General features: G+C 76.1%; 12 protein-coding genes. 3 read left to right on the forward strand and 9 right to left on the reverse strand.

Annotation, left to right across the window (positions count from 1 at the left end; genetic code table 11):
* Nucleotides 1–145: 145 nt before the first annotated feature.
* Genes AB0L25_RS36350 through AB0L25_RS36360 form a run of 3 tightly spaced genes read right to left on the reverse strand, consistent with a single transcriptional unit; the run spans nucleotide 146 to nucleotide 4,071 of the window.
* Nucleotides 146–2,206 (reverse strand): iron ABC transporter permease, encoded by a 2,061-nt coding sequence (locus AB0L25_RS36350; RefSeq protein WP_500177588.1) that lies wholly within the window; start codon nucleotides 2,204–2,206, stop codon nucleotides 146–148.
* Nucleotides 2,206–3,192 carry an ABC transporter substrate-binding protein gene (locus AB0L25_RS36355; RefSeq protein WP_500177590.1) on the reverse strand — a complete coding sequence of 329 codons (987 nt, stop codon included), beginning with the start codon at nucleotides 3,190–3,192 and terminating at the stop codon, nucleotides 2,206–2,208. Before AB0L25_RS36355 ends, AB0L25_RS36350 begins: the two co-directional genes overlap by 1 nt.
* A gap of 42 nt (nucleotides 3,193–3,234) precedes the next feature.
* Nucleotides 3,235–4,071, reverse strand: coding sequence for an ABC transporter ATP-binding protein (locus AB0L25_RS36360; protein WP_500177591.1), 837 nt, complete (start codon nucleotides 4,069–4,071; stop codon nucleotides 3,235–3,237).
* 253 nt (nucleotides 4,072–4,324) lie between these two features.
* Here AB0L25_RS36360 and AB0L25_RS36365 point away from each other — a divergent pair, with 253 nt between their 5' ends.
* The 3 genes from AB0L25_RS36365 to AB0L25_RS36375 all read left to right on the forward strand — a co-directional run bounded on the left by AB0L25_RS36365 (nucleotide 4,325) and on the right by AB0L25_RS36375 (nucleotide 8,149).
* Nucleotides 4,325–6,361, forward strand: coding sequence for an ATP-binding protein (locus AB0L25_RS36365; RefSeq protein WP_500177593.1), 2,037 nt, complete (start codon nucleotides 4,325–4,327; stop codon nucleotides 6,359–6,361).
* Nucleotides 6,362–6,504: 143 nt separating this feature from the next.
* On the forward strand, nucleotides 6,505–7,494 hold the full coding sequence (locus AB0L25_RS36370; RefSeq protein ID WP_500177594.1) for a glycosyltransferase family 2 protein: 990 nt from the start codon (nucleotides 6,505–6,507) through the stop codon (nucleotides 7,492–7,494).
* Nucleotides 7,495–7,549: 55 nt separating this feature from the next.
* Nucleotides 7,550–8,149, forward strand: a complete 600-nt coding sequence (locus AB0L25_RS36375; RefSeq protein WP_500177595.1) for an acyltransferase — start codon at nucleotides 7,550–7,552, stop codon at nucleotides 8,147–8,149.
* 12 nt (nucleotides 8,150–8,161) lie between these two features.
* Here AB0L25_RS36375 and AB0L25_RS36380 read toward each other — a convergent pair whose 3' ends face one another.
* The 6 genes from AB0L25_RS36380 to AB0L25_RS36405 are packed head-to-tail and all read right to left on the reverse strand — an operon-like array spanning nucleotide 8,162 to nucleotide 14,897.
* Nucleotides 8,162–8,752, reverse strand: coding sequence for a hypothetical protein (locus AB0L25_RS36380; RefSeq protein WP_500177597.1), 591 nt, complete (start codon nucleotides 8,750–8,752; stop codon nucleotides 8,162–8,164).
* Between the two features lie 14 nt (nucleotides 8,753–8,766).
* A complete protein-coding gene (locus AB0L25_RS36385) occupies nucleotides 8,767–10,107 on the reverse strand; it encodes a glycosyltransferase (RefSeq protein WP_500177599.1) in 1,341 nt (446 codons plus the stop codon).
* A 5-nt stretch (nucleotides 10,108–10,112) separates the two neighbouring features.
* Nucleotides 10,113–10,652: a hypothetical protein gene (locus tag AB0L25_RS36390; protein ID WP_500177601.1), complete on the reverse strand. Its 540-nt coding sequence runs from the start codon at nucleotides 10,650–10,652 to the stop codon at nucleotides 10,113–10,115.
* Nucleotides 10,649–11,914, reverse strand: coding sequence for a glycosyltransferase (locus AB0L25_RS36395; RefSeq protein WP_500177603.1), 1,266 nt, complete (start codon nucleotides 11,912–11,914; stop codon nucleotides 10,649–10,651). The genes AB0L25_RS36390 and AB0L25_RS36395 overlap by 4 nt, the downstream gene beginning before the upstream one ends.
* A complete protein-coding gene (locus AB0L25_RS36400) occupies nucleotides 11,911–13,533 on the reverse strand; it encodes a glycosyltransferase family 4 protein (RefSeq protein WP_500177605.1) in 1,623 nt (540 codons plus the stop codon). The genes AB0L25_RS36395 and AB0L25_RS36400 overlap by 4 nt, the downstream gene beginning before the upstream one ends.
* Nucleotides 13,534–13,580: 47 nt before the next feature.
* Nucleotides 13,581–14,897, reverse strand: coding sequence for a nucleotide sugar dehydrogenase (locus AB0L25_RS36405; protein ID WP_500177607.1), 1,317 nt, complete (start codon nucleotides 14,895–14,897; stop codon nucleotides 13,581–13,583).
* Nucleotides 14,898–14,907: the final 10 nt, after the last annotated feature.

Consider the following 14,907-nt stretch of genomic DNA (forward strand, 5'->3'; position numbering starts at 1 on the left):
TCCAGGTCGCCGCCGTCGGTGCGGGCGGTGCGCCGGGACTCGGTGAGCAGCATCAGCGCCAGCAGGCCGGTCACCTCGGCGTCGCCAAAAGCGGGGCCGCCTGACCGTCGGCCTCCACTCCGCTGCGCTCCGTTCCGGCCGCCGGTCAGGCGGCGGCGGCGGGGGTGCGGCGCATCAGCCAGATCAGGTACGGGGTGCCGATGACGGCGGTCATGATGCCGACCGGGATCTCGACGGGGGCGAGCAGGGTGCGGCCGAGCGCGTCGGCGGCGACGACGAGGACGGCGCCGAGGACGGCGGCGACCGGGACGAGGCGGGCGGTGGCGCCGCCCGCGAGGCGGCGGGCGAGGTGCGGGGCGACGAGGGCGACGAAACCGACGTTCCCGACGGCCGCCGCGGCGCCCGACGCCAGGACCGCGCCCGCGAGGAGCGCCAGCAGCCGGGCCCGGCCGAGGTTCAGCCCGAGGGCGCGCGGCAGGTCGTCGCCGAGCGCGAGCATGTTCACCGGGCGGGCCGACAGGGCGAACAGGACGGCCGCGAGCGCGGGCACGACGAGCCAGCCGAGCGTCGTCGCGTCGCGGGCGTAGGTGCTGCCCGCCATCCAGGTGAGCGCCGCCGACACGTTCATCTGCTCGGCGACCACCATCATGTTCGTCACCGCGCTCATCGTGACGGCGACGCCGAGGCCGACGAGGACGACGCGGGTCGGGTCGAGGCCGTGCCGGTCGCGGGCGATCGCGACGACGACGGCGAGCGCGAGGACGCCGCCGGCGGCGGCGAACACCGGGATCAGCGCGGCGGGCGCGCCCGGCAGCACGGTGATCAGCGCGACGGCGCCCGCGGAGGAGCCCGCGGTGACGCCGAGGAAGCCGGGTTCGGCGAGCGGGTTGCGCACCACCGACTGGACGGCCGCGCCCGCGACCGCGAGGACGGCCCCGGCCAGCGCGGCGACCAGGATGCGGGGCAGCCGGTAGAACACGACGGCGTCGGTCTCGTCGGTCCCGGAGCCGGTGAGGGACGCGGCGACCTGGCCCCACGACACGTCCACGTCGCCGATGCGCAGGCCGACCAGCGTCGCGGCGGCGAGGGCGAGCAGCCCGCCCGCGAGGACGGCCGCGTAGCGGGGGCCGCGCGGCGGCGCGGTGACCGCGACGGCCGCGCCCGCGTCGGCGTCCCCGGTCTGGGTGCGGCGGGCGAGGAGGACGAACACGGGCCCGCCGATCAGCGCGGTCACGACCCCGACGGGCAGTTCGCCGAACCCGGCGGACGGCGGGAGCGCGAGGCGCGCGGCGGCGTCCCCGGCGAGGACGAGCAGCGCGCCGCCGAGCCCGGCGAGCGGCAGCAGGGCGAGGTGGCGGCGGACGCCGAGGCGGCGGACGGCGACCGGGGCCATGAGGCCGACGTAGCCGATCGGGCCGGTGAGGGTGACGGCGGCGGCCGCGAGCAGGACGGCGAGCAGCCAGGCGAGCACGCGGGTGCGGGCCACCCGGACGCCGAGGGACTCGGCGGTGTCGTCGCCGAGCGCGAGGACGTCCAGCGGGCGGGCGAGGGCGGGGGCGAGCAGCGCGGCGGCGAGGACCACGGCGCCGATCGTCAGCGGGCGGTCGAGCCCGGACTGCAGCAGCGTCCCGTTGCCCCACAGGAAGACGCCCCGGGTGGAGGGCTCGTCGACGAGCTGCAGGAACTCGGCGCCGGCCATGCCGCCGAGGGTGACGCAGGCGCCCGCGAGCAGCAGCCGTCCGGGGGTGAGGACGCCGCGCGCGGTGAGCAGGTAGACGATCGCGGCGGCGGCGAGGCCGCCGAGGAACGCGGCGCCGCCGGACAGCAGGGTGCCGGTCTCCAGGCCGAGGTAGGCGGCGAGGGCGACGGCGAAGTAGGCGCCCGCGTTGACGCCGAGGGTGTCGGGGGCGCCGAGCGGGTTGCGGGTGGAGCCCTGGATGAGGGCCCCGGCGACGCCGAGGGCGACGCCGGAGGCGAGACCGGCGAGGGTGCGCGGCAGGCGGCTGCCCAGCAGGACGGCCTCCGCGCCGGCGTCGGCGTCGCCGGTCGCGAACGCGACGAGGTCGCCGAGGCCGACGCCGGACGTGCCGAGGGTCAGGTGCAGGACGGCCACCGCGCACAGCGCCGCCGCGAGCGCGCCGCCCGCCACAAGGGCGGACGGGCGCGCGCGCAGCGGAACCTTGGCCTCGCCGGTCGTGGCGGTCATCAGACCCCGAGCGCCTTACCGGTCATGGTGAGGATGTGGACGCTCGACAGGACGCCGCCGTAGAACCAGGTGCCCGGGTCGAGGGCGATCGCGCGGTCGTCCTCGACGAACGCGGCGCCCGTCCAGACGGGGTTGTCGGCGAGCTGCTCCTTGAACGGGTTGTCGTCGTCGGCGGCGACGTACAGGAACGTCGCGTCGTCGGGGACGTCGGTGACGCCCTCGACGCCGACGGTCGTCATGCCCCAGTCGTCGGGCTTGCCGGTCCAGGTGTTCTTCAGCCCGGCGAGGTTCAGGACCTGCGCGACGAGCGCCTTGTCGGTGTGCATCCGGATCTGCGGGGCGTCGTTCGCGGTGAACGCCTGCGCGACCGCGTACTTCAGGCCCGCCTTGTCGGCCTTCTCCAGGCGCGACTCGAGGTCGGCCGCCGCGGTGTCGATCTTCTGCAGGACGGCCGGGGCCTCGCCCTCCTTGCCGACGGCCTTCGCCAGCTCGGTGAAGTTCGTCTTCATCGTCTGCAGGGCCGGGTCGGCGAGCGGGTCGAACGCCAGGACGGGCGCGATGTCGGCGAGCTGGTCGTAGTTCGCGGCGACGCGGGCCTCGTCGGAGACGATCAGGTCCGGCTTCAGCGCGCGGATCTTCTCCAGGCTCGGCTCCTGCCGGGTGCCGACGTCGGCGACGCCCTCGGGGAGCTTCGCGTCGGGCGCGCTGACCCACTTGGCGTACCCGGCGGGGTCGGCGTGGCCGATCGGGTTGACGCCGAGGGCGAGCAGGCCCTCGGTGTACGTCCATTCCAGCGACACGACGCGGGTGGCGGGGGCGTCCAGCGACACCGGGCCGCGCGCGGTCTGCACGGTGATCGCGCCCCCGTCGCCGCCGGGGGCGTCGCCGCCGGCGGTGTCGCCCGCCGAGCCGCCGCACCCGGCGGCGGCGAGGACGAGCGCCGTCGCGGCGGCGCCGCTCGTGAGGGCGCGCAGAAGTCTTCTCATCAGGGGTTCCTCAAGGTGAAAGGGTCGATACAGGGGGAAGGCTCAGGGGGCGGCCCGCTCGGTGGGCTCGGTCCGCTTGGGGAAGCAGGCGAGGTGCCCGCTCGCCGGGTCGCGGACGACGTCGACCTCGATGCCGAACGCGTGCGCGATCGTCCCGGGCGTCAGGACGTCGCCGGGCGTCCCGGCCGCGGCGACGCCGCCGTCCGCGACGACCACGACCTCGTCGGCGTACGCGGCGGCCTGCATCAGGTCGTGCAGGACGACCCCGCACGCGATGCCGTGCTCGCGGGCGAGCCGCCGCACCACGTCCAGCACCTCGAACTGGTGCTTCAGGTCGAGGTACGTCGTGGGCTCGTCGAGCAGCAGGATCCCGGCGCGCTGCGCGAGGACGGTCGCGAGCCACGCGCGCTGCCGTTCGCCGCCCGACAGCTCGTCCAGGCGGCGGTCCGCGAGCGGCGCGGCGTCGCCGACGTCGAGGGCCCACTCGATCGCGGCGACGTCGTCGGCGGTGTGCCGGGCGAACGCGCCGCGGTGCGCGTACCGGCCGTGCCGGACGAGTTCGCGGACGGTCACGCCCGCGGGCACCAGCGGGGTCTGCGGGAGGAACGCGAGCCGCCGCGACAGGTCCCGGCGCGACAGCGACCGCAGCGGGGCGCGCTCCGCGCCCGCGCCGACCTCGACCGTGCCGGCGATGGCGTCCTGGAGTCCGGCGACGGTGCGCAGCAGCGTCGACTTGCCGCAGCCGTTGGGGCCGACGAGCACGGTGACCGCGCCGGCCCGCAGCGTCAGGTCGACGCCGGACAGCACGGCGCGGCCCTGGTGGCCCACGGTGAGGCCGCGGGCGCCGAGCAGGACGTCGGCGGTCGCTTGAGGGGCCACGTGCGCACTCCCGGCGGTCGAACGGAACGGTCCACGCGCACGTCGAGTGCGTGCGAGTTAGGGCAGGCTAACTTATTGCCCCCTCCCGGTTCATCCCGAGGTCGGGCCATATGCCGGGATCGACGCTCTCCGCCCGCCCGCACCCGACCGACCGGTCACAGTTCGATGACTTTCCGGAATCGGCCGATCACTCTCGGCCGCGCTCCATACGATCTGTGTTCATTCCGGCACGTTGTGCAGTCACAGGGGGATCATGGACATCGCGCCCGACCGCCGCCCCGGGAACCTTCCCGGCGGCCTCCCGAGCCTCGTCGGCCGCGCCGTCGACCTCGCCGAGATCGACAGGTCGCTCCGCCTCCACCGGCTCGTCACCGTGACCGGCGTCGCCGGCGTCGGCAAGTCCCACGCCGCCCTGCGGGCCGCCGGCGACGCCGCCGACCGGTTCCCCGACGGCGTCTGGATCGTCCCGCTCTCCCAGCTCGTCGACCCCGCGCACGTCCCGCAGGCCGTCGCGCTCGAGCTGCGCGTCCGCGACCAGACCGCCCGGCCCGAGACCGACCTGATCGCCGAGCACCTCGCCGACCGCCGCTGCCTCATCGTCCTGGACACCTGCGAGCACCTCGTCCCCGGCTGCGCCGCGCTCGCCGAGACGATCATCGCCGCGTCCCCCGGCAGCCGCGTCCTCGCCACCAGCCGGCGGCGGCTGAACGTGCCCGGCGAGGACGTCGTCGAGCTGGCGGCGCTCCCCATGCCGCCGGACGGCGCGGACGCCGCCGCCGTGGCCCGCTGCCCGTCCGCCGCGCTGCTCGCCGAACGGGCCCGCGAGCGCGTCCCCGGCTTCGCCGTCACCCCCGGCAACGCGGCCGCCGTCACCGCCCTGTGCCGCCGCCTCGGCGGGCTGCCGCTCGCCCTCGAACTCGCGGCGGCCCAGCTCGTCCGGCGGTCCGTCGCGGACCTCGCCGCGCACCCCGGCCTCCCGCCGGACGACGCCGCGCGCCGCCGGTCCCCCGTCCTCGCCCCGCACGGCGGCCTGTGGACGGCCATCGGCTGGAGCCACGAACTGTGCACGCCCGCCGAACGGCTGCTGTGGGCGCGGGCGACCGTGTTCGCCGGGGCGTTCACGCCGGAGGCCGCCGAGGACGTCTGCGCGGGCGGCCCGCTCACCGACGTCGCGGGCGCCCTCGACGGGCTCGTCGACAAGTCCGTCCTGGTCCGGCGGGCGGACGGGCGGCACCGGCTGCCCGCGGCGCTGCGCGAGTACGGCGCGTCCTGGCTCGCCGCGCTCGGCGAGGAGCGGGACGCGCTGCGCCGGCACCGCGACCGCTACCTCGCCATGGCCCGCGAGGCGTACCCGGAGTGGACGCGCGCCGGGCAGGTCGACCGGTACCGGCGGCTCGCGGGGGAGTTCGCGGAGGTCCGCAAGGCGCTCGAGACGTGCCTCGCCGAGCCGGGGCCGCTCGCGCTCGAGCTCGCCGGCGCCCTCTGGTTCTTCTGGGTGTCGTGCGACTTCGAGCGCGCGGGCCGCGCGTTCCTCGACCGGGCCCTCGCGCACGCCGACGCCGCGCCCGGCCCGCTGCGGGTCCGCGCCGCGTGGGCCCTCGGCTCGGTCATGAGCTTCCAGGGCGACCGGGCCGGGGTCGACCGGTGCGTCGCCGAGTGCCGCGCGGCCGCGCCCGACCCCACCGCCGTCCGCGCCGCCGACTACATCGAGGCCGCCGACCGGGCGATGAGCGGCCGTCCGGCCGAGGCCGTGCCGCCGCTGCGCCGCCTCGCCGCCGAACCGTGGGACGACCCCGTCCAGGAGGCCACCTGGATGATGGCGCGCGCCGCCCTCGCGTTCGCGCACGTCGTGATGGACGACTACCCGGCCGCGTCCGCGCTCGCCGAGGACCTGCGGCGCGACGGCGAGCGCCGCGGCGAGCACAAGTTCCGCGGCTACGGCCACTACATCCACGCGCTCGTCGCCCTGTTCGGCGGCGACCACGGCACCGCCGCGGCCCGCGCCGGGCGCGCCTTCGAGAGCTTCAAGCTGCTCAACGACGCGTCCAACATGGCCCTCACCCTGGAGGTCGTCGCGATCGCCGACGGCCTGGACGGCGCCCACGAGCGCGCCGCCGTCCTGCTCGGCGTCAGCACCCGGCTGTGGGCGCCCGACGGCGGCCGCGCCCGCTACACCGCGCCCCGGCTCGCCGAGGCCCGCCGCGCCTGCGAGAAGTCCATCGCCGCCGCCCTCGGCGAGGAACCGATGGCGACCCTCTTCCACACCGGCCTCCACTCCGCCTGGCCCTGACCAACGCGACGCCATTCACCGGAAATGCTTCGTTCATGATGCGGACATCGGGAATTCGCCCTGCGGCGATCGGTGCCGAAAAACGGCGATCATGCCCCCACCCTGCGGCTTCGCCGCCATCGAATGGCGTCTAAATTGACTGCATGACATGCCCCCTCGTCAGCGTGATCGTCCCGGTCCACAACTGCCGGAACTCGCTGCGCGGCGCCCTGGAATCGGTCGCCGCGCAGTCGCTGCCCGCTGACCTGATCGAGGTGATCGCGGTCGACGACGGCTCCACCGACGGCGGCGGCGCGCTCCTCGACGCGCTCGCGGGCGACCGGCTGACGGTCGTCCACCAGGAGAACTCCGGCGGCCCCGGCGCCCCGCGCAACCGGGGCCTCGACCTCGCGACCGGACGGTTCGTCTTCTTCCTGGACGCCGACGACCGGCTCGGCCCCGAGGCCCTCGAACGCACGGTCGCGATGGCCGAGCGCAACGGGACCGACGTCGTCCTCGGCCGGCAGGTCGGGGTCGGCGGCCGGAAGATCGCCCGCGGCCTGTTCGACGCGACGATCGAGCGCGCCCACGTGCTCGACCCACCGCCGGCGCCCGGCGGCGACCTGTTCGGCCGCATGTCGATGGCCGCGCTGCAGCTGTTCCGCCGCTCCCTCGTCGAGGACGCCGGGCTGCGCTTCACCGAGGGCGTCCCCTCCCACGAGGACCAGCTGTTCACCGCGGGCGCGTACCTGCGCGCACGCGGCGTCTCCGTCCTCGCCGACCACGACTGCTACTACTGGACGGCCCGCGCGGACGGGACGAGCGCCACCCAGTCGGCCGGCGCCGCGCACGCCGACGTCTACGCGATCATCGCCGCCGCGATGCGGCTGGTCGCCGACCACGCCCCGCCCGGCGACGTCCGCGAGGCGCTGCACCACCGCTACCTGCGGCTGGAGATCTGCGCGCGGCTCCAGCGGCACTACCCGGGCGCGTCCGCCGACGACCGGAAGATCATGCTCGCCGGGTGCCGCGACCTGCTGGACGCGTGGGGCACCCCCGGCCTGCTGGCGCGCGCCCACCCCCGGCACCGCGCCATCGCCGAATGCGTGATGCACGGCACGGACGACGACCTGGACGCCGTCCTCGCCCCATGACCCGTATCGGCCCGTATCCGCCGAACCGCCCGACGTTCCCCGTGGAGGTCATCGCATGAACCATCGCATCCAGCCGAGCGCCCAGGTCGACCCGTCCGCCGAGCTCGGGGACGGGACGAGCGTGTGGGAGCTCGCGCAGATCCGCGAGGGCGCCCGGCTCGGCGCGGGCTGCATCGTGGGGCGCGGCGCGTACGTCGGGGCGGGGGTGCGGATCGGCGACAACGTGAAGCTGCAGAACCACGCGCTCGTCTACGAACCGGCCGTGCTCGAGGACGGCGTGTTCGTCGGGCCCGCGGTCGTCCTCACCAACGACCGGGCGCCGCGCGCGGTGGACCCGGACGGGCGGCTGAAGCGCGCCGCGGACTGGGAGGCCGTCGGGGTGCACGTCGCCGAGGGCGCGTCGCTGGGCGCGCGCAGCGTGTGCGTCGCGCCGGTGCGGGTCGGGCGGTGGGCGATGGTCGCGGCGGGCGCGGTCGTGACCCGCGACGTCCCCGACTTCGCGCTCGTCGCGGGCGTCCCGGCGCGCCGGATCGGCTGGGTGGGGCGGGCCGGGGTCCGGCTGGCCGAACGGCCGGACGAGCCGGGCGCGTGGGAGTGCCCGAGCACCGGCGAGGTCTACGTGGAGGCGTCCGGCGAGCTGACCGAGAAGCGCTGACGCGCGGGCCGGTCAGGGCTTGGACACGAGGCTCCGGTCCTGCCGGGTCGTCACGACGGCGTCCGGGTGCCGGCGGGCCAGCCAGCGGGCGAGCGGGACGGACGTCCGGTCCATCACGATGACGCGGGCGAGCGGCGCCGCCGCGACCTCGCGGGGCAGGCGGCGGCGCGCGACGCGGGCCAGCACGAGCGGCCGGGCGTGCCGGTAGAACGGCAGGAACGCGCGCCGGTGGACGGCCGTGGAGGCGGTGCTGCGGGCGCGGTCCAGCCGGGCGCCGGGACGGCCGAGCCGCTTCACCGGACGCGCGAGGAGCCGCGGCACCCGCACGACGAGCGCGTGCTCCAGCCACGGCAGCGGATGCCGGGCCTCGGCGCGGTCCAGCCGGTGCAGGCGCACCCGGTCGTCCAGGCCGTCCCAGCCGCCCGGTTCGGCCGTCACCACGTCGACCTCGGCGCCCTCCTCCTCGACGAAGTGGCCGGCGAGCCCGACGATCCGCCGGTACTGCCGCCGCGGCTCCACGCTCGGCACCGGGTCCATGCTCAGTTTCGGGTCCATCGCCAGGACGATCACCCGGGGGGCCTCGCGGCCGGCTGGTTCGGTCACGTCGACGTCTCCCCTCACCGGGCCAGCTCGCCGAGCCGCCGCACGAGCGGTTCGAGGGCCACGGTCCGTTCGAAGCGGTCCGCGTGGGCGCGGGCCTCGGCCACCTGCCGGTCGTCCAGGCCGGCCGCCGCCTTCGCGGCCGCCACCATCGACGCGGCGACGGCCGCCGGGTCGAGCCCGCCGGGATTGAACCACAGCGGGTAGTCCCGCAGGAGGTCCTCGGCGGCCGAGCCCGGCGTGTGCACCGACACGATGGGCCGTCCCGCCGCCATGTACTCGAAGATCTTGCCCGAGGTCACGTACCGTCCGCCGCCGTTCAGGAACACGAGGACGTCGGAGTCCCGGTACACGTCGGCGAGCGCCGTCTTGGACACCGGCCCCCGGTAGTGGACGCCGGGGGCGAGGGCCTCGCCGCCGGGCTCGCCGCCGAACCGGCGGCGGAGCGCGCCGTCGGAGTCCTTGAAGAACCCGAAGTACCCGTACAGGTCGAGGGCCGCGCGCCCCATGTCGGCGTGGTCGCGGGCCCGCGCGAACCCCTCGGCCAGCGCCTCGATCGGCTGCTCGCTGGTGACCGTCCCGACGAACGTGAACCGGGGCGCGTGCTCGCCCGGCGGCGTCCGCGCGGCGGGCGGCGGCTCCGCGGTCGCCGGGAGCGTGTCGGCGTCCCAGCCGTTCAGGACGGTCATCATCCGGTCGGCGGCCTCCGGGTAGCGCTCGGCGTGCCAGGCGCGCTGCGCGTCGTTGACGTACAGCGAGTTCGCCGCCGACCGCAGCACCCGGCGCTCCCACCGCCACGCGGGATGGTCGTCGTCGTACCGCGGCTCCTCCTTGAACTGGTCGAGCGTCCAGGAGTCGCGGTAGTCGATGACGTACGGCGTCCGGGTCAGCTTCCGGAACGCCCACGCGGCGCCGAACGACGCGAACGGGTTCCCGGTCGCGAGGACGACGTCGAACCTGCGGCGCGCGTGCAGCCGCAGCGCCTTCCGGACGCTGTCGCGGGCCCAGGACGCGTAGCGCTCGGGGAACACGTGGTCCTGCCCCCACGCGTACATCGACTGCGCGAGCTGCGGGAACGCCGCGCGGAACCGGCTGTACTCGCGCACGTCCGTCTGCCACACGAACCGGTTCAGGTCCGGGCGGACGATCGTGACGCGCGGGTCGATCGTCGCCAGCAGCTCGTCGTCGACCGAGCCGATCGTGTCGTACAGGAACGGCAGCGGCGCCGCGAACACCGTGACGTCCCAGCCCAGCTCGGTCAGCCGGTTCGCGGTCGCCCGGGGGCGGTACACGCCGCTGGCGCGGGACGGCGGGAAGTAGAACGCGAGGTAGAGCAGCCGGGGGCGGCGTTCGGTCATGGGGGTCATCCTCCGGCGTAACCGGCCTGCGGCCGCTCGTGGGCGATGGAGTAGGCCAGCCGCGCGCCCGCGCCCGCGATGACGTCCGCCAGCTCGGACGCGGCCACCAGCGACTGCGGGTCGCCGACGACGACGAGGTCGACCGAGCGGCGGCGCAGCACCTCGCGCTCGACCACCCGGCGCCGGACCGCGGCCGGGTCGCGGCGGTAGGCGCGGGCCAGCAGCCGGTCGACGGGGCGGGCGACGCGCCGCCGGTACGCGGCGTCGATCCGGTTCCCGAGCCCGCGGAGCGGGCCGGGCAGGCACACGCGGACCAGCAGCCGCGGCACTCGGTACAGCGGGATCCGGACGGCGGCGGGACGGTAGCGGCGTTCAAGCGCGGGCAGCTCGACGGCGTCGACGCCGTCCGGCAGCGGCTCCCGCGCCCACGCTGACGCGGCGCCGACGAGCACCGCGGCCTCGCCGCCGTCCGCGACGACCCGCGCGGACTCGCGGACGACGGCGGGCCTGCGGGTGGCGCCGAGCGCGACGAACAGGACGTTCACGCTACCTCCCTCTCCTCCGCCGCTTCGGTGTCGGTGTCGCTTTCGGTGGCGCCGTCGGCGGCGCCGTCGGGAAACCAGTGCCGGTGGTGCGCCTCCGCGACGGTGCGGTAGCCGAAGCGCCCGTCCAGGACGTCCCGGCCCCGCGGCAGGTCGAGCCCGTCCGGGAAGCGGTCGCGGAGCCGGCGGTAGCCCGCGACGATCACCGCCGGATCGTCGTCGACGTCGATCATTTCCCCGACCGCGTCCGCCACACCCGCGAGCGTCCGCTCGGGGCCGCCGCAGCGGGTGACGAGCACCGGCATGCCCGCCGCGACCGCCTCGATGATCGTCACGCCGAACGTCTCGTAGCGGGCCGCGTGCACGAGGAGGTCGTGCTCGCGCATCAGCCGCGCCGCCCGGTCCGGGGGGACGGCGCCGAGGAACGTCACGGCGCCGTCGACGCCGAGTTCGGCGGCGCGCTCCGCGAGCGGCCCCGCCAGCGCGCCCGTCCCGGCCATCGTCAGCGTCAGGCCGGGGTCCTCGGCGCGGCACGCGGCGAAGGCCTCCAGCAGCGGCCCGACGCCCTTGCGCTCGACGAGCGTGCCGACGTACAGCCAGCGGCGCAGCTCCGTGACGGGACGGGGCCGCGGCGTGTCGAACGAGATCGGGTTGGAGATCGGCCGGATCTTCCCCGCGAGCGCCGGGAACGCCTCCGCGAGCCGGTCGCGCAGCACGTCCGTCACGACGAAGAACCCGTCGCAGCGGTCGAGGACCTGCTCGTACAGCTCCCGCGAGTCGGGCTGCTCCAGCACCTTGTCGAGGAAGGACGCGTGCTCGGTGACGAACACGCGCGCGTCCGGGCGGGCGTTCTCCAGCGCGGTCCAGCCGCCGCGCAGCCCCACGTGCGCGTGCACGACCGGCGCCGGGATCGGCTCGCCGCGCAGCGCCTCCCGCAGCCACGCCGCGTGCTCGCGGGCGAGGTCGGCGAACGTGTACTCGGGCACCGTCGGGACGGGGACGCGCAGCAGCCGGGCGCCCGCGACGGCCGGCTGGGCGTGCAGCGCGACCGGCAGCAGGCGCCGGTGCGCCGCGCGCGCCGCCTCGACCTCCTCCGGCGGCTGCCGCATCAGCCACGCCTCGGTGTGGTAGACGGTGACGTCGCCGCAGCCCGGCGCGGTCGCGCCGACCATCGCCTCGACGAACGACCCGGCCCACTCCTGCTGGGGGTTCGGGTACCAGGGGGTGACGACCGCCACGTCGCGGTCGCCGGCGCGTTCCGTCACGCCTGGTCCCGGGCACCGATCAGGGGCGCGTCGGGCGCCTCGCCCGCCGGGGCCCCGGCCGCGGGCGCGGCCGGACGGGCGGCGGACGGCAGCAGGCGCGTGTAGACGCCGTCGAGCACCTCGGCCTGCGCCTCCCACGTCCACTCGCGGAGCAGGTCGGGACGGTCGTCGTACACGGTCCGGTACCGTCCCGGGTCGCCGAGCACCGCCTCGACCGCCCGCACGTAGTCGTCCAGGTCCTCGGCGCGGAACACCTCGCCCTGCCCGGTGTTCTTCACCATGTCGCCCATCGCCTGGACGTCGCTGACGACGATCGGCAGCCGCGCGTGCGAGTACTCGAAGAACTTCGTGATCAGCGCGATCTCGTGGTTCGGCCAGTGGTGGATCGGGATGACGCCGAAGTCGGCCGCCGCCAGGAACGGGACGACCTGGTCGAACGGCACGTACGGCAGGACGTGCACCCGGTCGTCCACGCCGAGTTCGGCGGCGCGCGCGGCGAGCCCCCGGACGTACTCGGACCGCGCCGTCGCGACGACGAGCGCGACGTGCAGCTCCGGCAGCCGCGGCAGCGCCTCGATCATGATGTCGAGGCCGCGCTGCACGGACGCGCTGCCGCTGTAGACGGCGATCGGGACGTCCGGGCCGACGCCGCACAGCTCCCGCATGTCCGGGACCGGCTCGTCGCTCCTCGACGCCCCCTCGGTGACCGGGGCGTTCAGCACGACGGTCGGCTTCTCGCGCAGGCCGTGCCCCTCGACGAGCCGGTCGGCGAGCGCCTCCGACACCGTCAGCACCGCGTCGGCGTCGCCCGCGTACTCGCGCTCGTGCGCGCACATCGCGGGGATCCAGCGCGGCCCGATGCCCCACGGCCGGATGCCCGGCAGGAACTCGTGCGCGTCCCAGACCAGCTTCGTCGTCCGGCCCTTCGCGCGCGCCCGCCGCGCCGCCCGCGCCCCGACGCCGAGCATCCGGAAGTCGTTCGCGTGGATGATGTTCGGTTCGAGCTCGTCGATGACGTTCTTGTACGCGCTGTCCCAGTCCCACAGGTTCCGGTCGAGGACGCGCCAGGCCCGGTCGCCGAGCAGCGCCTGCCAGAACCGGATCGACAGCCGCTCCAGCGGCGAGTCGCGGTCCTTGCGGGCCGCCGCGAGCGCGTCCGTCTGCCGGGCCCGCACCGCGACCCACCGGGCCTGCGCCTTCGCCGTGACCCGCCGCGCCAGCAGCCAGCCCTTCCGCGCCGGGCCCACCCCGGGCTCCAGCCGGCTCGCCGCCAGGTCGGCCCGCCGGGACTGGACGAGCCGGCGCCGGTAGTCGGCCACGTTCGGGTGCCCGTAGGCGAGCGGGCGGCGCAGCGTCGCCCGCAGCACGCCGTGCCGCTTCCCCGGCACCAGCGTGTGCCGGAGCTGCACGAGGCGCACGTGCGCGCCGCCCAGCTCCCAGCTCCGCTTCCGGCCGCCCGTGCAGCCGAGGAGGTGCACCTCCCAGCCGGCGTCGGCGGCGGACGTCGCCGCCTTCTGCACCCGGGAGTCGCGCACGACGTCGTTGTCGACGAGCATGACGACGCGGCCGCGCGGCGCGGTGGAAGGCGCGGCGGGAGCCGTTCCGTCTTCGGGTCGCATTCGGTTCTCCAGTGGTCCGTCGGTGTCCGGAATGGGGCGGGCCCCGCCTAGTGCGGCGTCCCGCGGTCGGCCCCGTCGGCCGGGGCGCCGATGACGACGCGGGCCGCGCCCGCCCAGCGGGCCGCGTCGGTCACGCGGCGGCCGTCCACCAGCACCTTCACCCCGGGGAAGTCGGACGAGCCGAGCGTGCGGTACTCGGCGTGGTCGGCCTGGACGATCGCCGCCGTCACGGGCTCGCCGCGGTGCGGCGGCAGGCCCAGCGCGTCCAGCTCGTCCGCCGTGTACATCGGATCGGACACGTACGGGACGGCTCCGCGCGCGCGCAGCGCCTCGACCGTCGGGAAGACGCCGGAGAACGCCGTCTCCTTGACGCCGCCCCGGTACGCCGCGCCGAGGACCAGCACCGGCGCGCCCGTCAGGTCCCCGTACGCGTCCGCGAGCAGGCCCGCCGCGTACTCGGGCATCGCGACGTTGGCGTCCCGGGCCGCCCGGACGACCGTCGCCTCCGGGTCGTTCCACAGGTACATGCGCGGATACACCGGGATGCAGTGCCCGCCGACCGCGATGCCCGGCCGGTGGATGTGGCTGTACGGCTGGGTGTTGCAGGCGTCGATCACCTTCATGACGTCCACGCCGATCGCGCCGGCGTACCGGGCGAACTGGTTCGCGAGCCCGATGTTGACGTCCCGGTACGTCGTCTCCGCCAGCTTCGCCAGCTCGGCGGCCTCCGCCGAGCCGAGGTCCCACACGCCGTTCGGACGGTCGAGGTCGGGCCGCTCGTCGAACTCCAGCACCCGCTCGTAGAACTCCACCCCGCGCCGCGCGGACGCGTCGTCGAGGCCGCCGACGAGCTTCGGGTAGCGCCGCAGGTCCGCGAACACCCGGCCGGTCAGCACCCGCTCGGGGCTGAACACCAGGTGGAAGTCCGTGCCCGCCGCCAGGCCCGAGCCCTCGGCGAGCATCGGCGCCCACCGGGTCCGCGTCGTCCCGACGGGCAGCGTCGTCTCGTAGCTGACGAGCGTCCCCGGGCGCAGCCCCCGCGCGACGGCGCGCGTCGCGTCGTCCATCCAGCCGAAGTCGGGGGTGCCGTCCGCGCCGACGAACAGCGGCACCACCACCACGACCGCCTCGGACTCGGCGACCGCCGCCGCCGTGTCCGCGGTCGCCGTCAGCCGCCCGTCCGCGACCGTCTCGGCGAGGTACCGGCCCAGGTCGGCCTCGCCGGGGAACGGCTCCCGGCCGGCGTTCACGTCGGCCACCACCCGCTCGTCCACGTCGGCGCCGATCACCCGGTGCCCGCGGCGGGCGAACTGCACCGCCAGCGGCAGCCCGATCTTGCCGAGCGCGACCACGCAGATCCGCATGCTCCGCCTT

The organism is Spirillospora sp. NPDC052242 (assembly GCF_040679555.1).
Lineage (GTDB): Bacteria > Actinomycetota > Actinomycetes > Streptosporangiales > Streptosporangiaceae > Spirillospora.